This is a genomic window from Kosakonia sacchari SP1, from assembly GCF_000300455.3.
Classification (GTDB): domain Bacteria; phylum Pseudomonadota; class Gammaproteobacteria; order Enterobacterales; family Enterobacteriaceae; genus Kosakonia; species Kosakonia sacchari.
In genome coordinates this window covers 3175833-3198072 of record NZ_CP007215.2, presented here as the reverse complement: position 1 = coordinate 3198072, position 22240 = coordinate 3175833, and the positions used below count along the sequence as shown (strand labels likewise).

General features: G+C 54.5%; 20 protein-coding genes and 1 pseudogene. 7 read left to right on the top strand and 14 right to left on the bottom strand.

What is annotated here, in order from left to right; translation table 11 throughout:
* Positions 1-103 precede the first annotated feature (103 nt).
* The 5 genes from artM to C813_RS38035 all read right to left on the bottom strand — a co-directional run bounded on the left by artM (position 104) and on the right by C813_RS38035 (position 3699).
* Entirely contained in the window at positions 104-772 is a 669-nt protein-coding gene (artM, locus tag C813_RS38055; protein WP_017456142.1) for an arginine ABC transporter permease ArtM, read from the bottom strand.
* Positions 772-1488 (bottom strand): arginine ABC transporter permease ArtQ, encoded by a 717-nt coding sequence (gene artQ / locus C813_RS38050; protein WP_017456143.1) that lies wholly within the window; start codon positions 1486-1488, stop codon positions 772-774. The genes artM and artQ overlap by 1 nt, the downstream gene beginning before the upstream one ends.
* A gap of 6 nt (positions 1489-1494) precedes the next feature.
* A complete protein-coding gene (gene artI / locus C813_RS38045; RefSeq protein WP_017456144.1) occupies positions 1495-2226 on the bottom strand; it encodes an arginine ABC transporter substrate-binding protein ArtI in 732 nt (243 codons plus the stop codon).
* A 19-nt stretch (positions 2227-2245) separates the two neighbouring features.
* Positions 2246-2974 (bottom strand): arginine ABC transporter ATP-binding protein ArtP, encoded by a 729-nt coding sequence (gene artP, locus C813_RS38040; RefSeq protein WP_017456145.1) that lies wholly within the window; start codon positions 2972-2974, stop codon positions 2246-2248.
* Between the two features lie 209 nt (positions 2975-3183).
* Positions 3184-3699, bottom strand: a complete 516-nt coding sequence (locus C813_RS38035) for a lipoprotein (protein ID WP_017456146.1) — start codon at positions 3697-3699, stop codon at positions 3184-3186.
* A gap of 102 nt (positions 3700-3801) precedes the next feature.
* Between C813_RS38035 and C813_RS38030 the strand changes: the two are divergent.
* The 3 genes and pseudogenes from C813_RS38030 (at position 3802) to C813_RS38020 (ending at position 5552) form a co-directional block, all read left to right on the top strand.
* Positions 3802-4124: pseudogene (locus C813_RS38030) on the top strand (heavy metal-binding domain-containing protein).
* Complete coding sequence (locus C813_RS38025) at positions 4121-4951, top strand: N-acetylmuramoyl-L-alanine amidase (RefSeq protein WP_017456148.1); 831 nt, start codon at positions 4121-4123, stop codon at positions 4949-4951. The pseudogene C813_RS38030 and the gene C813_RS38025 overlap by 4 nt, the downstream one beginning before the upstream one ends.
* A gap of 34 nt (positions 4952-4985) precedes the next feature.
* On the top strand, positions 4986-5552 hold the full coding sequence (locus tag C813_RS38020) for a WG repeat-containing protein (RefSeq protein ID WP_238593037.1): 567 nt from the start codon (positions 4986-4988) through the stop codon (positions 5550-5552).
* A gap of 5 nt (positions 5553-5557) precedes the next feature.
* Here C813_RS38020 and C813_RS38015 read toward each other — a convergent pair whose 3' ends face one another.
* From C813_RS38015 to poxB, 4 genes are all read right to left on the bottom strand, one after another.
* Positions 5558-6571 (bottom strand): NAD-dependent epimerase/dehydratase family protein, encoded by a 1014-nt coding sequence (locus C813_RS38015; protein ID WP_017456150.1) that lies wholly within the window; start codon positions 6569-6571, stop codon positions 5558-5560.
* A gap of 94 nt (positions 6572-6665) precedes the next feature.
* Positions 6666-8102 (bottom strand): SDR family oxidoreductase, encoded by a 1437-nt coding sequence (locus C813_RS38010; RefSeq protein WP_017456151.1) that lies wholly within the window; start codon positions 8100-8102, stop codon positions 6666-6668.
* A 10-nt stretch (positions 8103-8112) separates the two neighbouring features.
* The gene (gene ltaE, locus C813_RS38005) at positions 8113-9111 is read right to left on the bottom strand and encodes a low-specificity L-threonine aldolase (protein WP_017456152.1); all 999 of its coding nucleotides are present in this window, start codon (positions 9109-9111) and stop codon (positions 8113-8115) included.
* A gap of 38 nt (positions 9112-9149) precedes the next feature.
* Complete coding sequence (gene poxB, locus C813_RS38000; RefSeq protein ID WP_017456153.1) at positions 9150-10868, bottom strand: ubiquinone-dependent pyruvate dehydrogenase; 1719 nt, start codon at positions 10866-10868, stop codon at positions 9150-9152.
* Positions 10869-11021: 153 nt separating this feature from the next.
* Between poxB and C813_RS37995 the strand changes: the two genes are divergently transcribed.
* Positions 11022-11450 (top strand): DoxX family protein, encoded by a 429-nt coding sequence (locus C813_RS37995; RefSeq protein ID WP_017456154.1) that lies wholly within the window; start codon positions 11022-11024, stop codon positions 11448-11450.
* 51 nt (positions 11451-11501) lie between these two features.
* Here C813_RS37995 and hcr read toward each other — a convergent pair whose 3' ends face one another.
* The 4 genes from hcr to aqpZ form a co-directional block, all read right to left on the bottom strand.
* Positions 11502-12470 carry an NADH oxidoreductase gene (gene hcr, locus C813_RS37990; RefSeq protein ID WP_017456155.1) on the bottom strand — a complete coding sequence of 323 codons (969 nt, stop codon included), beginning with the start codon at positions 12468-12470 and terminating at the stop codon, positions 11502-11504.
* 10 nt (positions 12471-12480) lie between these two features.
* A complete protein-coding gene (hcp, locus tag C813_RS37985) occupies positions 12481-14133 on the bottom strand; it encodes a hydroxylamine reductase (protein WP_017456156.1) in 1653 nt (550 codons plus the stop codon).
* 147 nt (positions 14134-14280) lie between these two features.
* A complete protein-coding gene (locus C813_RS37980; protein WP_017456157.1) occupies positions 14281-15180 on the bottom strand; it encodes a lysine exporter LysO family protein in 900 nt (299 codons plus the stop codon).
* 126 nt (positions 15181-15306) lie between these two features.
* Entirely contained in the window at positions 15307-16002 is a 696-nt protein-coding gene (gene aqpZ, locus C813_RS37975; RefSeq protein ID WP_017456158.1) for an aquaporin Z, read from the bottom strand.
* A gap of 373 nt (positions 16003-16375) precedes the next feature.
* Here aqpZ and C813_RS37970 point away from each other — a divergent pair, with 373 nt between their 5' ends.
* A complete protein-coding gene (locus tag C813_RS37970; protein ID WP_017456159.1) occupies positions 16376-18034 on the top strand; it encodes an ATP-dependent endonuclease in 1659 nt (552 codons plus the stop codon).
* Here the strand turns inward: C813_RS37970 and C813_RS37965 are convergent.
* Positions 18031-18987, bottom strand: coding sequence for a VirK/YbjX family protein (locus tag C813_RS37965; protein ID WP_017456160.1), 957 nt, complete (start codon positions 18985-18987; stop codon positions 18031-18033). The genes C813_RS37970 and C813_RS37965 overlap by 4 nt on opposite strands.
* A 160-nt stretch (positions 18988-19147) precedes the next feature.
* Here C813_RS37965 and macA point away from each other — a divergent pair, with 160 nt between their 5' ends.
* Both macA and macB read left to right on the top strand, forming a co-directional pair.
* Positions 19148-20260 carry a macrolide transporter subunit MacA gene (gene macA, locus C813_RS37960; protein ID WP_017456161.1) on the top strand — a complete coding sequence of 371 codons (1113 nt, stop codon included), beginning with the start codon at positions 19148-19150 and terminating at the stop codon, positions 20258-20260.
* Entirely contained in the window at positions 20257-22203 is a 1947-nt protein-coding gene (macB, locus tag C813_RS37955) for a macrolide ABC transporter ATP-binding protein/permease MacB (protein WP_017456162.1), read from the top strand. The genes macA and macB overlap by 4 nt, the downstream gene beginning before the upstream one ends.
* The last annotated feature ends 37 nt before the right edge of the window (positions 22204-22240 follow it).

The following is a 22240-nucleotide window of genomic DNA, read 5'->3' as shown; positions in this document are numbered from 1 at the left end:
TAAATGAATTTATATTCAATAAAAATGCTTAAATATATTTTTATGGAAATAAAAAAGGCGAGTAATGAAACCATTAGCTCGCCTTTGTTTACTATTTATGCAATTAATTGCGGCGTTCGAAGGCCAGCGCTTTACGCTCAATCAGACGCATCATCAGCGTTAACAGACCGTTGACCACCAGATAAATTAACCCCGCGGCACCGAAAACGGTGACGTCATAAGTGCGCCCGTACAGAAGCTGACCATGGCCCATGACTTCCATCAGCGTGATGGTGTAGGCCAGCGAGGTACTTTTAAACACCAGCACTACTTCGTTGGAGTAGGACGACAGCGCGCGTTTAAATGCATAAGGCAGCAAAATCGCCAGCGTATCTTTCTTGCTCATGCCGAGCGCGCCGCAGGATTGCCACTGCCCGTCCGGAATAGCGCGAATCGCGCCATAGAATAGTTGTGTGGTGTACGCCGCACTGTTCAGCGACAGCGCCAGCAGCGCGCACAGCCACGGTTCAGAGAGCAGATGCCAGATAACCGGATAGTTTTGCAGCGACGGGAACTGCCCCGGACCGTAGTAAATCAGGAAGATCTGCACCAGCAGCGGCGTACCGGTGAACAGCGTGATATAGCCGCGCACAATGTGCGTCAGCACTGGCGTTTTCAGCGTTAACACAATGGTGAACAGCAGCGATAAGATCAGCGCCACAATCAGCGACGCCACGGTGAGCGTCAGGCTGGTGTGCAGGCCTTTGAACAGCTCTGGTAAAAACTCGAGCATTATTCCGGCCTCCGTTCAAAGCGGGTTGCGCGCATATCGATGCGTTTAAGCACCCACTGGCTTAACAGGGTGATAACCAGGTAAATCACCGCCGCCACGATATACCAGGTAAACGGCTCCTGCGTACGGGTAGCAATGCTTTTGGTTTGCAGCATCAAATCGTTCACGCTTATCAGCGATACCAGCGCGGTATCTTTTAACAACACCAGCCACTGGTTACCCAGCCCCGGCAGCGCGTGACGCCACATTTGCGGCATCACCAGGCGGAAAAAGATAGCCCCTTTTGACAAACCCAGCGCCTGACCAGATTCCCGCTGTCCGTCCGGTACGGCTTTCAACGCACCGCGCAGGGTTTGCGAGGCGTAAGCCGCATACAACAGGGAGAGCGCAATCACACCGCACAGAAACGGGCTGACATCAAAGTTCTCAATCTGCATCTGCACCGGGATCTGCACCACGCCCAGATTGATGGTGAAACCATCAGAGAGCGTCAGCAGCAGCTGTGACGAGCCGAAATAGATAAACAGAACCACCAGGATCTCCGGCAAGCCACGCAGCACGGTGACCAGCGCGGTGCCAATCCAGGCAATAGGGCGCCACTTTACGGACTCCCAAACGGCAAAGATCATCGCCAGAATCAGGCCGATGATCAGCGCACAAACGGCAAGGCCGACGGTCATCCCGGCGGCGCTTGCTAATGGAAACATTTCGTTCATTAAGGATTACTTCTGGAACCATTTGTTATAGATGGTCTGGTAAGTCCCATCTTTCTTCACTTTTTCCAGCGCGGCATTGAATTTCTGCTGCAGATCGGTGTTGCCCTGACGTACTGCGATACCCAGACCAGTACCGAAGTACTCTTTGTCGGTTACTTTATCGCCAACTGCCGCCAGTTTCGCGTCCGCTTTCAGCCATTCTGTGACCACCGCAGTGTCACCGAACACGGCATCAATACGGCCGTTTTGCAGATCCAGACGCGCGTTCTGGTAGCTGTCGTAAGGAACGGTGGTGATTTCCGGGTGCTTGTCGTTAATGAATTTCTGGTGCGTGGTGCCGTTCTGCACACCAACACGTTTGCCTTTCAACTGGTCAATGCTGGTGAATTTACCCTGCTGACCGACAAACAGCGCGGAGTTGTCGTAATAAGGCGTGGTGAACAGCACCTGCTTTTCACGTTCCGGGGTGATGTCCATACCGGCCATCACCGCGTCGAAACGGCGGAATTTCAGGCTCGGGATCAGGCTGTCAAACGCCTGGTTGGTAAAGGTACAGGTCGCGTCGATCTCTTTACATAGTGCGTTCGCCAGATCGACATCGAAACCGACGATTTTGTTATTCGCGTCGGTGGATTCAAACGGAGGGTAGCTCGCCTCGGTAGCGAAACGGATAGTCTGGGCTGCTGTAGCGGTAAGGCTTACGCTTGCAAGTAGTGCGGCAATCAGTACTTTTTTCATTGTCATTAATCCCGATTCTTCAGTGAGATAGGTAATATTTAAACGCGTCGGTCTGCGGCACGGCAAAGCAGCCCGCATCCCCTTGCTCAACAATGTGACCATTTTCCATGTACACCACGCGGCTGGCGGTTTTACGCGCCACTTCCACTTCGTGGGTCACGATAACTTGCGTGATGCCGGTTTCAGACAGCTCACGAATGATACTGACGATTTGCGCGGTGATTTCCGGATCGAGCGCGGCGGTAGGTTCATCAAACAACAGCACCTGCGGCTCCATCATCAGCGCGCGGGCGATAGCGACACGTTGTTGCTGACCACCGGATAAATGCAGCGGAAAACGATCGCTATACGGTTTAAGGCGTAAACGCTCCAGCAGCTTCTCGGCACGCGCCAGCGCTTGATCTTTGCTTAAACCGAGCACGCGGCACGGCGCTTCAATCAGGTTTTGCAGCACGGTCAGATGCGGCCAAAGATTATATTGCTGAAATACCATGCCCACGTTCTGGCGCAATTCGCGAATCGCTTTATCAGACGGGGTTTTGGCAAAATCGAAGTGATTGCCTGCAATGCTTAACTGGCCGGAACGCGGCATTTCGAGCAGGTTGAGTACGCGCAACAGCGAACTTTTACCCGCACCGCTTGGGCCGAGCAGCACCAGTGTTTCCCCTTGCGGGCAATCCAGTGTGATATCGAACAGCGCCTGGTGTGCGCCGTAAAAGCAATTGATGCTGTTTAATTTAATACTCATCGAAGCAGTCTGATAGCAATTGAGGCCGCAAATAGTAACGTTGACAGAATAGTTATGCAATATTTGTGCGTTAAAACTTAAAAATAAACCAACTTCCTACATAAAGTTAGCACAAAATACCGAGCGGTGCGGGAACCAGGCATAAATGTCGGCATTCACCGTGGAATGCCAGACATTTTACGGGGGTTATCTATTGCAGCATGAAATAATTACCGATGTTCTACCGACTGACGTAGCGTTCCGGCGGGCGCATGAACGGTGCCGCCGAGATAGCGCACATCGTCTACCGCCCAGCACTGGCCTTCGCGGATCATCAGCACTTCATCCCGCCAGCTTTGGTCACCTTTGGTGAGCGTGACGCGCAGCGGAATATTTCGTGCATCGGTATTCGGAATGGTCGATGCGCTGGCGACGTCAGCCTTTTCAGGGGTGACGTTGCGGCTGGAGAACGGATCCGCTTTTAAAAGCGTGGCATTGCGTGAATCACGGCTGGCGGCGGTGAGCATTTTGCTCAGATCATCGCTCAGATAGGGGCGCAGCGTAGTCCAGTCGTTACCGGGGTGCGCGATGCGGTAGTCATAAAATTGCTGTGCTACGGAATCCGGGCCGCCTTCCACACACGGGCCAACGCGCGCGCCCGTATCCTTAAATGCAGGCGTTACCGTGGTGCAGGCGCTCAACAGCAGCGCGCATGGCAAGGCGAGAGTCAAAACTGAATAGCGCATATTGATTTCCTTATTTCTCTTCAGAAGTCACGACCTTTCAAGAATAGTGTATTGATCTGATAATGTGTGGTGTAACGCATTGAACGTTAAAAGGAGAAACCGATGCAGTTTTCAACCACACCGGCGCTGGAAGGGCAACCGATTGTCGAGTACTGCGGGTCGTTACCGGGGAAGCGATTCTCGGGGCGAATATTTTTCGTGACTTCTTTGCCGGCATCCGCGATATCGTTGGCGGCCGCTCCGGCGCTTATGAGAAAGAGCTACGCAAGGCGCGTGATATCGCGTTTCGCGAACTCGGCGAGCAGGCTAAAGCGCTGGGTGCAAACGCGGTGGTGGGCATTGATGTTGATTACGAAACGGTGGGCAAAGACGGCAGTATGCTGATGGTGTGCGTCAGCGGTACGGCGGTGAAAACGCGGGCATGAAAAATATCGCATTACTGTTGCTGGCACTCCTGCTCGCAGGTTGCGCCAGTGAAAAAGGCATTATTGATAAAAACGGTTATCAGCTTGATACCCGGCGGCAAGCGCAGGCGGCGTATCCGCGAATTAAAGTGTTGGTTATTCATTACACTGCCGATGATTTTGATGTGTCGCTGGCCACTCTGACGGATAAGCAGGTGAGTGCGCATTACCTGATCCCGGCAGAACCACCGCTGCATCACGGTAAACCGCGGATCTGGCAACTGGTGCCAGAGCAGGAGTTAGCCTGGCACGCAGGGGCAAGTTTCTGGCGCGGCGCGACACGCATCAACGATACCTCCATCGGTATTGAGCTGGAAAATCGCGGCTGGCAACGTACCGCTGGCGGAAAACAATTCGCACCTTTTGCGCCCGCGCAAATTAATGCATTGATTCCTCTGGTAAAAGATATAATCTCGCGCTACAACATTGCGCCGCAAAATGTTGTCGCACATGCGGATATCGCACCGCAGCGTAAAGACGATCCCGGCCCGTTGTTCCCGTGGCAAACGCTGTTTTCCCACGGGATTGGCGCCTGGCCGGATGCGCAGCGTGTGGCGTTTTACTTAAATGGTCGTTCTGCGCATGAGCCGGTAGATACGACTTCCCTGCTTGATTTACTGGCGCGGTACGGTTACGACGTGAAACCGCAGATGTCGCCCGCAGAGCAAAAACGGGTAATTATGGCGTTTCAAATGCATTTCCGTCCGGGGCTGTGGAACGGCATTGCTGACGCTGAAAGCCTGGCGATTGCCGAGGCATTACTGGAAAAATATGGCCAGGCGGGGTAATTCCCACGGCTTTTTTATGACGAGGTCAATGGAGATGAGGTTTCGCATCCTGTCAGGCGCGCTGCTGATGGCGGCTTTTTCTGCCCATGCCGCGCCAAACCCGGTGACGGTGTTCAGTTGTGCTTACTGGGATAAATCCACGGATAACGTGGAAAAACTCGATAAATGCGTTGAAGTAAAAGACGGCAAGCTCAAATTCCTGCCTGCGTTGTTTGCGAAAACTCGCGACGTCGAGGGGATGTCGTGGGTCGGTCTGTATGATTATATGCGCGCAGCCGGATTGATGGACGCCGATTACTATGTGCGTTCGCCGGACAGTTACCTTTCCGTTGTGCACTTTGATAATGGCCCGGACTGGTTTGTTGAAGGGCTGGTGCGCTCGCGCCAGAACGGCAAAGTAGGCTACTGGGACGACAATTTCCGTAACCGCATCGCGCCACAGTTCGATTACGGCTGGCAGTTTAAAGAGGGCAGAGCACTGGTGTGTAACGGCTGTAAACCGCAAAAGGATGGCGAGCATACCGCGCTGATCGGCGGGGAGTGGTTCTATATCGATAAAAGCGGGCAGAAAATTTCTGACGTCAAATCCGGCCCGTTTTAAATCATTCAGCGGTGCAGTTTGCCGTGGTCTTTTAACCAGTACGCCGTGCGTTTGATGCCTTCATCCAGCGTCACAATCGGCGTATAGCCCAGTTCCTGCTGGGCGCGGCTGATATCCAGCGTGAAATCAAAATTGAGCTTCGACACGCCATAATGGGTGAACGCAGGTTCTTTGGCGCGTTTATCACCGAAATGCTCCATGCTGCGCGCTACCATATCCAGCATCGCGTAGGGCACCGAGCGAATCCGGCAGTGAATACCCAGTTCATCAATTAATGTCTGCACGATGCTGCGCAGCGAGCGCGGCTCGCCGTTGGTAATGTTGTACGCCCGCCCGGAAGGCAGCTTATCGCACTGAGGCTGGCTGGCGAGCCACATCGCCTGCACCGCGTTTTCGTAATAGGTCATATCCACCAGCGCATCGCCGCCGCGCGGCAGCAACACGCTGCGGTAGTGGTGCATCATCTGCGCCAGACGCGGAATAAAGACTTTATCGTGCGGACCAAACAGGCTTTGCGGGCGCAGAATAGTGAAACGGGTGTTGGGGTTAGCCTGCGCCAGCAGATCGATCACCTGTTCCCCGGCCGCTTTGCTGCGGGCAAATTCGTTGGCGAAACGCGCCGGGCGAAAGTCTTCACTGATTTCGCGATGGTGGTGATAGTCAAAATAGAGCGAAGGGGAGGAGATATGAATAAAGTTGCGTACGCCCCAGGCGACGGCCCACTCACCGAGACGGCGAGTCGCGCGCACATTTGCCAGATCAAACGCTTCCTGGGTTCCCCACGGTGACGTGAAGCTTGAGCAGTGCCACAGCGTGTCGATCCCGGCAAGCATCACTTTTGCCTGCGAGGAGACCAGCTCGGTCAGATCGGCGTGCACAAATTCAGCGCCCATTTTACTGAGTAACTTGCCCATGGCTTCGTTACGACCAGTGGCCCTGACGATAATTCCTTTTTGCCGCAAATACTCGACCGCGTTTCGGCCTAAACCGCTGGTTGCGCCCGTGACCAGTACTTTCATATCGATCCATTGTGTTGAAAAGGCTTTATCGCGGGCATTCTTCCGTGAATTACGCTCTGATGCAATGGGATGACGAAAAGAAAAGCGGTGAAGCTCAGACTTTTTCTCTATTTTGTTCTGCAAGATGGGCAATGCGCTGCGCCATGCCGCGAAAAATAAACAGATGTGCCGGGAACATCAATAACCAGTACCACAGCCCCGGCATACCGTGCGGATGCCACCATGCGCGGACATCCAGCAGCCGGTGATCGCCTTTATCGGTCAGCGTAAAGCTGAGCCGCCCAAGCCCCGGCGCCTTCATACCAAACAGCAGCGCCAGTTGCTGCTCTGGCTCGACAATGATCACTTTCCAGCTATCAACTGCGTCACCGGTTTGCAAAAACGGGTGCGCAGGTCGACCACGCGGCAATTTGTGACCGATTAAATTATCCAGCAACGCCCGGGTTTGCCACAGAATGTTGCCGAAGAAGTAACGCTCTGTGCCGCCGATACGGTTAACCACTTCCCACAATGCGCTCAGACTGGCAGTGGTTTTCACTGTGTAACCCGCTTGTTTTGGGTAGTAACCATATTGTGGACGCCAGCGGGAAAACGCCTGTGGGTCGTAACCCCAGTCGCTGGAGTTGACCAGTTTTTCCTCTTCCTGCAGGGTACGGCGCACCGCGTCATCAAACGGGATCAGCGTCTGCGGGATCAGGCGGCGCAATTCGGTATCATCTGCCAGCAAATCATGCTTTAAGCCCTGAATTAACGCTTTGGCGATGGTCGGCGGTACCGAGGTAATGAGGTGTAAAAACCAGACGGAAATCAGCCGGGTAGGGAGGGGGAGCGGGATCAACGGGCGATGAACGCCGCTTACGCGCATAAAGTGATTGAACTGCTGCTGATAGCTCAGCACTTCCGGCCCGGCGGCCTCAAACACCCGGTGTTCCTGCGCGGGGTGCTGAAGCAGTTCGACCAGATAATGCAGTAAATTTTCCAGCGCAATCGGCGTGGTGCGTGAGCGCACCCAGCGCGGCGGCGTTAATACCGGCAGGTTAAACACCATGTCTCGCATCACTTCGAAAGCGGCGGAACCTGCACCAACAATGATGCCGGCGCGTAATTCGGTAACGGGAATGCCCGCCGCGCGTAGCAAATCGCCGGTGTATTGCCGGGCCAGCAGGTGGTCGGAATTCGTTTCGCCCTTCGCCTGCAACGAACTGAGAAAGATAACCTGCTTAACCGACGACCCCTGCAGCGCATCGCGCACATTCAGCGCGATTTGCCGCTCGTGGGCGACGAAATCACCGCTTTCGCCCATGCTGTGCACCAGATAATAGACCGTATCGACATCAGTCAATAACGCGGGCAACTCCTGCGGCCACCAGAGATCAACACGATGGCAACTGACGCCCGGCAGTTGTTGCTTTTGCAGGCGAGTTAAGTTTCTCGCGACCGCTTTGATCTGATGACCTTGCTGGCTGAGCGCTTCGACCAGCCGTTGTCCAATATAGCCGCTGGCACCAAGCACCAGGATCCGCTGCGCCACGTTCCGCTCCTTAGTGCTGTAAAAAGGTCTGCCAGTGGCGAACCACGTCTTCCAGTTGCTGACGATTAACATCCAGATGCGTGACCAGGCGCACCACTGGCGAGGCGTTGATCAACACGCCGCGCTCGCGCAGATACGCGCCCAACGCTGGCGCATTATCGCCCACCCGAATAAACAGCATATTGGTGTCGTGGCGCATCACATCTGCGCCAATCTCTTTCAGTTGCGCGGCCAGCCACGCGGCATTCGCATGGTCTTCTTTCAGCCGCGCGACATTGTTTTGTAATGCATAAACGCCCGCCGCCGCCAGAATCCCGGCCTGACGCATGCCGCCGCCGGTCATTTTGCGCCAGCGATTAGCGCGGGTGATATACGCTTTATCGCCCACCAGCAGGGAGCCTACCGGCGTGCCGAGACCTTTCGACAGGCAAATGGTGAACGAGTCGCAAAATTGGGCGATCTCTTTCAGCTCGCAGCCATATTCCACCAGCGCGTTGAAAATGCGTGCTCCGTCGACATGAAGCGACAATCCGCGTTCGCGGGTAAATTCCCACGCCTGTCGCAGGTAGTCGCGCGGCAGCACTTTGCCGTTGTGGGTGTTTTCGAGGCTCAGCAGTTTGGTACGAGCGAAGTGAATATCGTCGGCTTTGATTTTTGCCGCAACTTTATCCAGTGGCAGCGTACCATCAGCGGCGGCATCGATCGGTTGCGGCTGGATACTGCCAAGCACCGCCGCGCCGCCCGCTTCGTAGAGATAGTTATGCGCTCCCTGGCCGACAATGTACTCTTCACCGCGTTCGCAGTGGCTGAGCAGGGCGACCAGGTTGGCCTGGGTGCCGGTCGGCAAAAACAACGCCGCCTCTTTACCGCTGAGTTCGGCGGCGTAACGTTGCAGTTCATTGACCGTCGGGTCATCACCGTAAACGTCGTCCCCGACCGGGGCGGCCATCATCTGTTCCAGCATGGCGCGGCTCGGGCGGGTTACGGTATCACTGCGTAAATCGATCACGGCATTTCCTTATCTTACGATGGGTAATGCCCTCTGTTTTACCTGAGCCAGTTGGTTTTCGCCAGTTCGATCACCTCATCGCCGCGCCCGCTAATGATGGCGCGCATCATGTAGAGACTAAAGCCTTTGGCCTGTTCCAGCTTGATTTGCGGCGGGATCGCCAGCTCTTCTTTCGCCACGGTGACATCCACCAGCACCGGGCCATCGATCGAGAAGGCACGCTGTAGGGCATCGTCAACATCGGCTGATTTTTCTACGCGAATACCGGTAATGCCGCAGGCCTCGGCGATACGTGCAAAGTTGGTATCCTGCAGTTCTGTACCATCCGTCAGGTAGCCGCCCGCTTTCATCTCCATCGCCACAAAACCGAGCACGCTGTTATTGAAAACGATAATTTTCAGCGGCAGTTTCATCTGTACCACCGACAGGAAATCGCCCATCAGCATGCTAAAACCACCGTCGCCACACAGCGCAACCACTTGCCGTTGTGGGAATGTGGCCTGAGCGCCCAGCGCTTGCGGCATGGCATTGGCCATCGAACCGTGGTTAAAGGAACCAATCAGGCGGCGTTTGCCATTCATTTTCAGGTAACGTGCAGCCCAGACAGTCGGCGTGCCGACATCGCAGGTGAAAATGGCATCGTCGTCAGCGAAGTGGCTAATTTGCTGCGCCAGATATTGTGGATGGATCGCTTTGTCGCTCGGTTTTGCCAGATCATCCAGCCCTTTGCGCGCCTTGCGATAATCCTCCAGCGCTTTGTCGAGGAATTTGCGCTCGGTTTTTTCCTCCAACAACGGTAACAGAGCGGCAAGGGTGGCTTTGATATCACCCACCAGCGCCATGTCTACTTTGCTGTGCGCACCGATACTCCCCGGATTGATATCGATCTGGATAATTTTCGCATCAGTGGGGTAGAACGCGCGGTAAGGGAATTGTGTGCCGAGCAGCACCAGCGTGTCGGCATTCATCATGGTATGGAAACCCGACGAGAAGCCAATTAAGCCGGTCATTCCCACGTCAAAGGGGTTGTCATACTCCACATGCTCTTTACCGCGCATGGCGTGGACAATCGGCGCCTTTAGCTTACCGGCAAACGCTAGCAACTCTTTATGCGCCCCGGCACAGCCGCTGCCGCACATCAGCGCAATGTTAGTGGAATAGCGCAGCAGTTGCGCCAGTTTGTGCAACTCCTGTTCGGCGGGGGTAACAACCGGCTGCGGTGCGCTATACCAGTGGCTGCTGGCGCTTTCAGGTGCAGGTTTCAGCGCGACATCACCCGGCAGTACCACCACCGACACACCTTTGTTGAGAATGGCTTTGCGCATCGCGATCGCCAGCACCTGCGGGATCTGTTCCGGGTTTGACACCAGCTCGCAGTAGTGGCTGCATTCGCGAAACAGCTCCTGCGGATGGGTTTCCTGGAAATAGCCGCTGCCGATCTCACTGGAAGGGATATGTGCGGCAATTGCCAGTACCGGAACATGGTTGCGGTGGCAGTCGAACAAGCCATTAATCAAATGCAGGTTTCCTGGCCCGCACGAACCTGCGCAGACAGCCAGCTCGCCGGTCAGTTGCGCTTCTGCGCCTGCGGCAAAGGCGGCAACTTCTTCATGGCGGGTCGGCATCCAGTCGATGGTGCCCATGCGGTTCAGGCTGTCACTTAAGCCGTTAAGGGAATCGCCGGTGACTCCCCAAATGCGTTTTACGCCTGCCTGCTCCAGCGTTTTGGCGATATACGCGGCCACTGTCTGTTTCATCTACGACGCTCCTTTTTGTGATCTTGCCTACAAGCTTAGACAATGAATGCGTCACAAAGCGGATTTAGAATGAGCTTTTATAAAACAGGGGTTTATTTTTGTTACAGATCGGAATAGTCTGACACAGGTCGATGAAAACAGGAATCATTTCAAATGGTTAAATCATTGTTAAACTCAGTTAATAAAATGTTTTCGCATGAAGATTTTGGCCGTCTGCTGCTGCGTTTGATGGTCGGCGGGCTGATGCTATTCCACGGGCTGCACAAATTAATTGGCGGTATTGATGGGATTGCAGGAATGCTGGCGGCGAAGGGGCTTCCCGGTTTTATCGCTTATGGTGTGCTGATTGGTGAAGTGCTGTGCCCGATCCTGATTATCCTCGGCGTACTGACGCGTCCTTCTGCGCTGGTGCTGGCTTTCACCATGATTGTGGCCTGGTTGCTGGTCGGCGTGGGTAAAACCGGATCGCTGGATGCGACTGGCGCATGGGCGATTGAGAGCATGGTGTATTACTTTATTGCGGCGCTGGTGATTGCGTTTATTGGTGCGGGTCGTTACTCCGTTGCACCTGCCTGGAAGTAAACGGTTTTAGGAAAAGCGCCCTTCAGATGAGGGGCGCTTTTTTATTACGGATTATGCCAGTACTAAATCACCTTGCGGGTGGCAGGAGCAGGCCAGCACGAAGCCGTCGGCAATCTCTTGTTCCGTCAGCGTCATGGTGCTGCTGACGGTATATTCACCAGAAACTACCTGTGTTTTACAGCAACCGCAGACACCGGCACGGCAGGCAGCATTGACCGGCATTTTATTGCTTTCCAGCGCATCCAGCAGCGTGCTGCCTACTGGCGCATAGAAAGTTTTCATCGGCGAGAGTTTGCTGAATTTCAGTCCGCTGGTCGCGGCTTCAGCCACTGGCGTAAAAAATTTCTCTTTAAAGAAACGCGTCACGCCAAGCGCTTTGACTTCGCTTTCAACCCAATCCATATATGGCGCCGGACCGCAGGTCATTACCGTGCGTGCCGCCAGTTCCGGCACCTGGCTCAGCAACTCGCGGCTCAGACGACCAGAGGCAAAGCCCGCCGTGGCGTTATTTTCCGCCACCAGCGTGACCGGGTAATCCTGCCATTCGTCGGCAAAAATCACGTCTTCCGGCGAACGCACGTTAAAGATCACCTGTACGTCAGCATACGGACGGTAATGCGCCAGCCAGCGACGCATTGACATAATCGGTGTCACGCCGCACCCTGCCGCCAGCAGCAACAACTTATCGTTCGGTTCGTTATCGCAGGTGAATTCCCCTTGCGCATCGGAAAGCCACAGATAATCGCCACGTTTTATTTCCCGTGTCAGCCACTGAGAACCTGCGCCATCATCAATACGGCGTACGGTCAGCGTGATGTATTCGCTAACGCCCGGCGTGGACGAAATGGTGTAGGCCCGCAGCGTATCCGCGCTGTTGCGGATACTCACCAGCGCGTATTGCCCGGCGCGATACGGGTAGTAATCGTGGCACAACAGCGACAGTGTCCAGACATCCGGTGTTTCCTGCTGGATATGGTGAACCTGCATACGCCACGGGCATTGAGGGGTTGGCATGGTCATGGTTAGCTCCTTACGCGCTCAGCAACTGCTGCATATCCTGTTCAACGGTCGTGACCTGGCGCAGGCCGAATTTCTCATTCAGCACAGCCAGCAGATCCGGCGTCAGGAATCCCGGTGCCGTCGGCCCGGTGACAATATTCGTCACACCCAGCGAGAGCAGGGTCAGCAGGATGACAATCGCTTTTTGTTCGAACCAGGAGAGCACCAGCGACAGCGGCAAATCGTTAACGCCACAGCCCAGTTTTTCCGCCAGCGTCACCGCCAGGATGATGGCTGAGTAAGCATCGTTACACTGACCCGCATCAATCAGGCGCGGCAGGCCTTCAATGTTGCCAAAGTCGAGTTTGTTGAAGCGGTATTTACCGCAGGCCAACGTCAGGATCAGGCAGTCATCCGGCACCTGGGTGGCGAAATCAGTGAAGTAGCTACGTTCACCGCGCGCGCCGTCACAGCCACCGACCAGGAAGACGTGACGCAGTTTTTCACGGCTCACCAGATCAATCAGTGAATCCACTGCGCCAAGCAGCGTCTGGCGACCAAAACCGACGGTGATCAGGTGTTCGATTTCGCTGAACGGGAAGCCGGACATCTGTTGCGCCTGGCGGATCACCGGTGCGAAATCGTCGCCTTCCAGATGGTTGACACCCGGCCAGCCGACGATGCTGCGTGTCCAGATACGGTCGTCATAAGACCCAACGGTCGGATCGATAATGCAGTTGGAGGTCATGACGATGGGGCCCGGGAAGCGGGCGAATTCTACCTGCTGGTTCTGCCAGCCGCTGCCGTAGTTGCCGACCAGATGTTTGAATTTGCGCAGTTCCGGGTAGCCGTGCGCCGGCAGCATTTCACCGTGGGTATAGACGTTTACGCCGGTGCCTTCGGTTTGTTGCAGCAAGTTGTAGAGATCTTTCAGGTCATGACCGGAAATCAGGATACATTTACCGGCAACAGCTTTGACGTTGACCTGAGTCGGCGTCGGGTGGCCATAAGTGCTGGTTTCACCGGCGTCCAGAATGCTCATCACACTGAAGTTCATCTGGCCAATTTCCATTGAACATTCGAGCAGGGCATTCATATCAGAAGGCCAGGTACCCAGCCACGCCATGATGTTGTGGTAACGGGCGTAGATCTCGTTGTCGTACTGGCCCAGCACATGGGCGTGTTCCATATAGGCCGCCGCGCCTTTCAGGCCGTACAGACAGAGCAGACGCAGACCAAGGATGTTTTCGCCAATCGCCGCTTTGTCTTTGTTCGGCGTGAATTCAGCCGCCTGGCGTTGCAGATCGCCGAGATCGTCGCTGACCAGTTGCAGGTCGGCCATCGGGTTATCGACGTGGGCATGAGGATCGATAGCGAGGCAACGGGCTTTCAGCGCTTCACGTTTGGCAATCGCCTCGCGCGCGTAGCCGACAATACGCACGGAATCGAAGTTAACGTTGGTGAGGGTAGAGAAGAAGGCGCGCGGCGCGAAGTTATCGATCTCGTGGTCAATTAGATCGTAATCACGTGCTTTGCTGGCCCAGGCGGAGAGCCCTTGTAACGCGGCAATCAGTAGATCCTGCAGGTCGGAGGTTTCAGCGGTTTTACCGCACATCCCCTGCGCGTATGCACAGCCGTTGCCCGCCGGAGTTCGGATGGTTTGTTCACATTGCACACAAAACATGGTCACACCTTTATGTTAAAGTTATATTTGAAATGCATGTTTAAGATTATGCTGCTGTCCGGAGGCTTAAAAGCGATTTTGTTGGCAATTTAAGGGGATATTGATTTAGCGCAAGTTTGGCGGCAGGCATCTACCGCCAATGAAGTATCAGGCAGAGAAAAAGGCCATTAATAGCGGCACCAGCAAGCTGAGAATAAACCCGTGCACAATGGCGGCGGGCACCAGTTCCAGGCCACCGGAGCGCTGGAGGACCGGCAGGGTGAAGTCCATCGATGTTGCCCCCGATAACCCAAGCGCGGTAGAACGGCTGCGACGTACCAGACCTGGGATCAGCATGATGGCAATCAACTCGCGCGCCAGATCGTTAAAGAAGGCGGCGCTGCCGATCACCGGGCCGAACGATTCGGTAAGCAGGATGCCCGACAACGAATACCAGCCAAATCCCGATGCCATGGCAAGGCCCGTTTTCAGCGGCAGGCCGAGGATCAGCGCATTAATCACGCCGCCAATCAGTGAGCTGGCGGCAACCACCACGGCAATAATCATTCCCCGGCGGTTGAGGACAATCTGTTTCAGCGTCATGCCGCTGTTACGCAACTGAATTCCCACCAGCAGCAACAGGAAGATTAGCGTGTATTCGCTGGCTTCCGTGGCATAGCGTAAAAACGCCACCCCGGAAAGCCCAATGGCGAAACCGATCACCACCACACCGCACAGACGCAGGGACTCCAGCGCCATCGCAATCCGTGAAGGCAATTTTTCTTGCTGGTGCTGGTGATGCCAGGGCAGTGTACGCTCCAGCCACAGCAGCGCAGCAGCGTTACATAGCAGGATCACCACCACGCTGACCGCCGAATAGTGCAATATTGCCAGTAAGTTCGCGCTGAGATTATCGAGAAAGGCGAGGCTTATCCCCATAAAAAAGAGGATCAGATAGACAATCCAGCTGAGTAATTTATTGATAAGTTTGAGCGCAGCAGTGTGACGCAGGGGAACCAGATAACCGATGACCAACGGCAGAAGAATAATTAACAGTCCTGAAAGCATGAAGCGCCCGAATCCTTGCAAAGTGAAAACACCGGGGAACACACTACCCAAAGGTGGAAAATGAGTAAAGCTGCAAAAAATAAGAAAGATTATGCAAAAGACCCAGTAAAAAACCGGGTCTCTATATTACGTGCGTTTTTCCAGCAGCGTACGGTAGATAACGCCACCGAGGATACCGCCGATAATCGGCATCACCCAGAACATCCATAACTGCTCTAACGCCCAGCCGCCCTGGAAAATCGCCACGGCGGTGCTGCGAGCCGGGTTAACTGAGGTGTTGGTGACCGGGATGCTAATCAAATGGATTAAAGTCAGCGCCAGGCCAATGGCGATAGGCGCAAAACCGACAGGTGCATTTTTATCTGTCGCTCCATGAATCACTAGCAAGAAACCGCAGCTCAGGACAATCTCAATAATAATGGCGGAATACATTGAGTAATGTCCTGGTGAATGTTCTCCGTAGCCGTTGGAGGCGAAACCGCTGGCCGCTGCATCGAAACCGCTTTTACCGCTGGCAATTAAATAGAGCACGGCTGCGGCAATAATGCCGCCAGCCAATTGCGCGAGAATATATCCCACCACCTCTTTTGCCGGAAAACGGCCGCCAGCCCACAGGCCGAGCGTCACTGCCGGATTAAAATGTCCGCCGGAAATATGCCCGACGGCAAATGCCATGGTCATGACCGTTAAACCGAACGCCAGCGCCACCCCGGCAAAACCAATGCCGGTTTGCGGAAACGTTGCCGCCAGCACTGCGCTGCCGCAGCCGCCAAATACCAGCCAGAATGTGCCAAAACATTCCGCCGTTAATTTTCTAAACATAGCCACCTCAATAAAAACAGAAACGGGCCCGCGCCCGTGCCGTGTGTCAGACATCAATGGATGCGTGAATAAAAGCGTGCGTATTGTAGGGAGTAGCAAAATAAAATAACCAGTTATAAAAACCAGTAAATTGATTTCAAATAGATAATTTATCGCAAGTCATTGCTTTAAGTTGGTGTTAAGTTTTTACTTAATTCAATAAACAAGAAATATATGCTATTTAATATTGTGGTTCATTTTTTAAAATATAACAATGATGGAGCCATCGCATATATTTCAATGAAATATTGCACTTAGCGCGTGTTCTGCCGCTTTTCGTCCCGCTATACTCCTTCAAGAATAGACGGAAAAGCCCAGAGATGCCGGAGGAAGAATGATTCTGGAGCGCGTGGAAATTGTCGGCTTTCGTGGCATTAATCGTTTATCGCTGATGCTTGAGCAGAACAACGTATTAATTGGGGAAAACGCCTGGGGTAAATCGAGCCTGCTGGACGCGTTAACCCTGCTGCTGTCACCGGAAACGGATCTCTACCATTTTGTCCGCGATGATTTTTGGTTCCCGCCGGGGGATCTGCAAGGGCGCGAACATCATCTGCATATTATTCTGACGTTCCGCGAATCCGAACCCGGCCGCTACCGCACGCGGCGTTATCGCCCGCTGGCAGATTGCTGGGTTGCCGGGAATGACGGTTATCGCCGCCTGTTCTATCGGCATGAAGGCGAACTCTCCGACGATGGCAGCGTAATGACGCTACGCGGTTTTCTCGATGCGCAAGGGAATTTGCTGCCGCTGGAGGACATTGATGAAAGTGCCCGCCATCTGGTGCGGCTGATGCCAGTACTGCGGCTGCGTGATGCGCGCTTTATGCGCCGCATCCGTAACGGCAGCGTACCGGACACACCGTTGCTGGAAAACACCGCGCGTCAGCTTGATTTCCTCTCCCACGAATTAATCTCCCGCCCGCAAAATTTAACCGACGCGCAGATACGCCACGGGCTGTCAGCGATGGTGCAATTGCTTGAGCACTATTTTGCCGAGCAGGGCAGTGGCGCTTCACACCAGCGCCTGATGCGTCGCCGTTCACATGATGAGCAACGTAGCTGGCGCTATCTCGACATTATTAACCGCATGATTGATAAGCCCGGCGGGCGGATGTACCGGGTTATCCTGCTGGGATTTTTCGCTACGTTGCTCCAGGCGAAAGGTTCTGTTCATCTCGACCGTGACGCGCGGCCGCTATTGCTGGTGGAAGATCCGGAAACGCGGCTGCATCCGATCATGCTCTCTGTGGCCTGGCAGTTGCTGAACTTGCTGCCGCTACAAAAGATCACTACTACCAACTCAGGTGAGTTGTTGTCATTAACGCCCGTTGAACATGTTTGCCGCCTGGTGCGCGAGTCTTCGCGTGTGGCGGCCTGGCGTCTTGGCCCTGGCGGTTTAAGTGCCGAAGATGGGCGGCGCATTGCGTTTCATATTCGCGTTAACCGACCTTCTTCACTGTTTGCTCGTTGCTGGTTGCTGGTGGAAGGGGAGACGGAGAACTGGGTTATCAATGAACTGGCGCGGCAGTGCGGCCATCATTTCGATGCTGAAGGGGTAAAAATTATCGAATTTGCCCAGTCAGGCTTAAAGCCGCTGATTAAGTTTGCGCGCCGCATGGGCATTGAATGGCATGTACTGGTGGATGGTGACGAAGCCGGGAAGAAGTATGCCGCCACCGTGCGCAGCCTGCTCGATAACGACAGGGATCAGACGCGCGAGCATCTGACGGAACTTCCGGCGCTGGATATGGAGCACTTTATGTACCGCGAAGGGTTCGCCGATGTCTATCACCGTATCGCGCAGTTACCGGAAAATGTGTCGATGAATATGCGGCGTGTGATTATCAAAGCAATTCACCGCTCGTCAAAACCGGATCTGGCGATTGAAGTGGCACTGGAAGCGGGCAGACGCGGCGTGGAGTCGGTGCCGCATCTGTTTCGGAAAATGTTTTCCCGCGTGCTCTGGCTGGCACGCGGGCGGGCAGATTAGCTCTGGCAGTGAGCGGCAGTCTGCGCCTGCAGGCTGTCGAGCAACTCGTAGCGGCGGCGATACTCAGAACGCTTTTTGCTGGCGATCTCTTCCATCGGTTTGCGCGGCATCACCAGCGGCAGCACAAAGTCGCCGTGCTGGTCGGCAACGGCACCCAGCGATTCCCAGAAGCTGTTGTAATCGGCATGCAGCAACCCTTGTTTTTTCTTGCGATAACGGGCGTTGCGATAGATATGCGTTTCATTGCTGACGGCGCGGATCTCTTCCACTTGCAGAAATTTCGCCATCGTCATAGCGGTTTCCACCAGCAGACGTTTCGGGAATAGCCCATGACACGCTTTGGTCGCTACCTGAATCGCCTCATGCGGAACATGCGCTTTCGCGCCCTGCAGCCCACCAATATAGAGCGTGGTTTTACCGGTGAACTGGCACAAAGCAAAGGTCAGTTCCGCAAGTATGGTGTCTTGCGCATCGCAGAATACCAGTGTCGCTTCGCCCTCTTTATCCAGCATGAAATCTGAACGCAACCGCAGCGAATAGGCCTGCTCATCTTTACCGGTGAGCACAGCCAGCGTGAGGCCGGCTTTGCTGAGATAGCTGTTGATGAGTGACGCGGGCAGCAGGCGAATCATGTTTTCATAGTGCCAGCAAATAGCGTGCGCCGTTTGCGTACGGTTCATATTGGTTGACAGCCACGGGCGGTGTAAACGGCACGGCAGCCCAGGCTGAACGTGCAGCATCTGCGCCAGGAGAGGTTGCTGGACCAGGCGTGCCAGATAGCTCGCGGTGCTGACCGGCGTGGTCAACGAACGCAGCAAAAATTTACGGCGATATGCCGGGTTCTGCCAGGCGCGGCCTGGCATTAGTTCACCGGAGATTAAACAACGAAAGAGCTGCCCGGCGGTTTTCGGCAAAGACAGTTCAGCATGGGGGAGGTCGGCAATGGTGGACATGGTGCAATCCAGAGGTAACAAGAATTAGCACACTTCAGCACAAACAAGCTCAACGGCAGCTAAATGAAATATGGAGAAAATAAGAATTTTCTGTTTCGTTGATATTTTGTTTAGTTAAAAATGGTTTGATAAACCGCATGTCCGATTATCCGGGATTTTTATGAAACTGAAGGGAAAACGCAGGACGGTAATGATTGTGCTGGCAGTGGTGGTGTTACTGGCGGCAATTTGGTTGTGGGGCAAACTTAATGCCCCGGTGGTTCAGTATCAGACGCTGATTGTGCGGCTAGGTGAATTACAACAAAGTGTGCTGGCGACCGGGAAACTGGATGCGCTCCGTAAGGTTGATGTTGGCGCTCAGGTAAATGGTCAGTTAAAAACGCTGTCGGTGAATATCGGCGATAAAGTGAAGAAAGATCAGCTCCTGGGCGTAATCGACCCCGATCAGGCAGAAAACCAAATTAAAGAAGTAGATGCGACCTTAATGGAACTACGGGCGCAGCGCCGACAGGCGCAGGCTGAACTGAAGCTGGCGCAGGTGACGTTAGCGCGTCAGCAACAGCTGGTGAAAAGCAATTTGATCTCCCGCCAGGATCTGGACACCTCGGCGACGGATGTGGCGGTAAAAGAAGCGCAAATCGGTACCATTGATGCCCAGATCAAACGTAACCAGGCCACGCTGGATACCGCGAAAACCAACCTTGATTACACTCGCATTCTTGCCCCGATGGCCGGTGAAGTGACGCAAATTACCACGTTGCAGGGTCAGACGGTGATTGCCGTGCAACAAGCGCCGAACATCCTGACGCTGGCTGATATGAGTACGATGCTGGTGAAGGCGCAGGTTTCCGAAGCGGATGTCATCCACCTGAAGCCTGGGCAGAAAGCGTGGTTCACCGTGCTTGGCGATCCGGGAACGCGTTATGAAGGTGAGCTTAAAGATATTCTGCCGACGCCGGAAAAGGTCAACGATGCGATTTTTTACTATGCGCGTTTTGAAGTGCCAAACCCGGAGGGCGTGCTGCGCCTTGATATGACCGCGCAGGTGCATATCCAACTCACCGGTCTGAAAAATGTGATCACTATCCCGCTGGCGGCACTTGGCGATCCGGTAGGGGACAACCGTTACAAAGTGAAGGTGCTGCGTAATGGTGAAACCCGCGAGCGCGAGGTGACACTGGGCGCGCGGAATGATACGGAAGTGGTGGTGACGAAAGGCCTGGATGCGGGTGAAGAAGTGGTGATTGGCGAGAAAAGCGGAGCGGCGCAATGACCGCATTGCTGGACCTGAATAATATCCGCCGCAGTTATCCGTCTGGCGATGGCCAGGTCGAGGTGCTAAAAGGCATCACGCTGCGCATTAATGCCGGCGAAATGGTGGCGATTGTTGGTGCATCCGGCTCCGGTAAATCCACGCTGATGAACATTCTGGGTTGCCTGGATAAACCCTCCAGCGGCACTTACCGCGTGGCAGGAACAGATGTGTCGTTGCTCAGTAGCGATCAGCTTGCGCAACTGCGCCGCGAACATTTCGGTTTTATCTTTCAGCGTTATCATTTGCTTTCCCATTTGACGGCTGCGCAGAACGTCGAAGTTCCGGCGGTGTATGCGGGGACGGAACGCAAAGCACGGCTGGAGCGCGCAAAAGCATTACTGACCCGCTTAGGGCTGGGGGAGCGGGCAGATTATCAGCCGTCGCAGCTTTCCGGCGGCCAGCAGCAGCGCGTGAGTATTGCCCGCGCGTTGATGAATGGTGGCCAGGTGATTCTGGCCGATGAACCGACCGGCGCACTCGACAGCCACTCTGGCGAAGAGGTGATGGCAATTCTGCATCAGTTGCGTGATCGCGGGCACACGGTAATTATCGTGACGCACGATCCGCAGGTGGCCGCGCAGGCAGAGCGGGTGATTGAAATTCGTGATGGCGAGATAATCCGTAACCCGCCAGCCAAAACGGAAGCCGCTGCGCCTGCGAATCATGACGCGGTTATGACGCACGCCGGGGGCTGGCGGCAATTCGCCAGCCGTTTTCAGGAAGCGCTGACCATGGCCTGGCGCGCTATGGCGGCCAACAAAATGCGCACCTTGCTGACTATGCTTGGCATTATTATCGGTATTGCTTCGGTGGTCTCCATTGTGGTGGTCGGTGATGCCGCTAAACAGCTGGTGCTGGCGGATATTCGTTCGATAGGCACTAACACTATTGATGTCTATCCCGGCAAAGATTTTGGCGACGACGAGCCGCAATACCAGCAGGCGCTGAAATACGACGATTTGCAGGCGATTCAAAAACAGCCCTGGGTTAAATCTGCCACACCTGCCGTTTCACAAAACCTGCGTTTGCGCTACGGCAATATTGATGTGGCGGCGAGCGCCAATGGCGTGAGCGGGCAATATTTTAATGTGTATGGTATGACCTTCAGCGAAGGCGCCTCGTTTAATGACGAGCAACTGAAAGGCCGGGCCCAGGTGGTGGTGCTGGACAGTAACACCCGCCGTCAGTTATTCCCCAATAAAGCCAGCGTCGTCGGCGAGGTGATCCTGGTTGGTAACATGCCGGCGACGGTAATCGGCGTGGCGGAGGAAAAGCAGTCAATGTTTGGCAGTAGCAAAATCCTGCGCGTCTGGCTGCCGTATAGCACCATCTCCGGGCGTATTATGGGGCAGTCCTGGCTAAACTCTATTACGGTGCGGGTGAATGAGGGCTACAGCAGTGAACAGGCGGAACAGCAGCTCACGCGGTTGCTCAGTTTGCGCCACGGTAAGAAAGATTTCTTCGTCTGGAATATGGACGGGGTCTTGAAAACGGCGGAAAAGACCACACGTACTCTTCAGCTGTTTTTGACGTTAGTGGCGGTCATTTCGTTGCTGGTTGGCGGTATCGGTGTGATGAATATTATGCTGGTGTCGGTCACCGAGCGGACGCGTGAGATTGGCATCAGGATGGCCGTTGGTGCCCGGGCCGGCGATGTTTTGTCGCAGTTTCTGATTGAGGCGGTATTTGTTTGCCTGGTCGGTGGCGCGCTCGGCGTTACGCTATCCATGCTGATTGCCTTTACCTTGCAGCTCTTTTTACCGGGCTGGGAAATTGGTTTTTCACCGGTGGCGCTGTTAACGGCGTTTTTATGTTCGACGTTTACCGGTGTGCTGTTTGGCTGGTTGCCTGCGCGTAATGCCGCGCGGCTTGACCCGGTGGATGCGCTGGCTCGCGAGTAATAAAAATGCCAGCCGATTGGGCTGGCATTTTGACTGC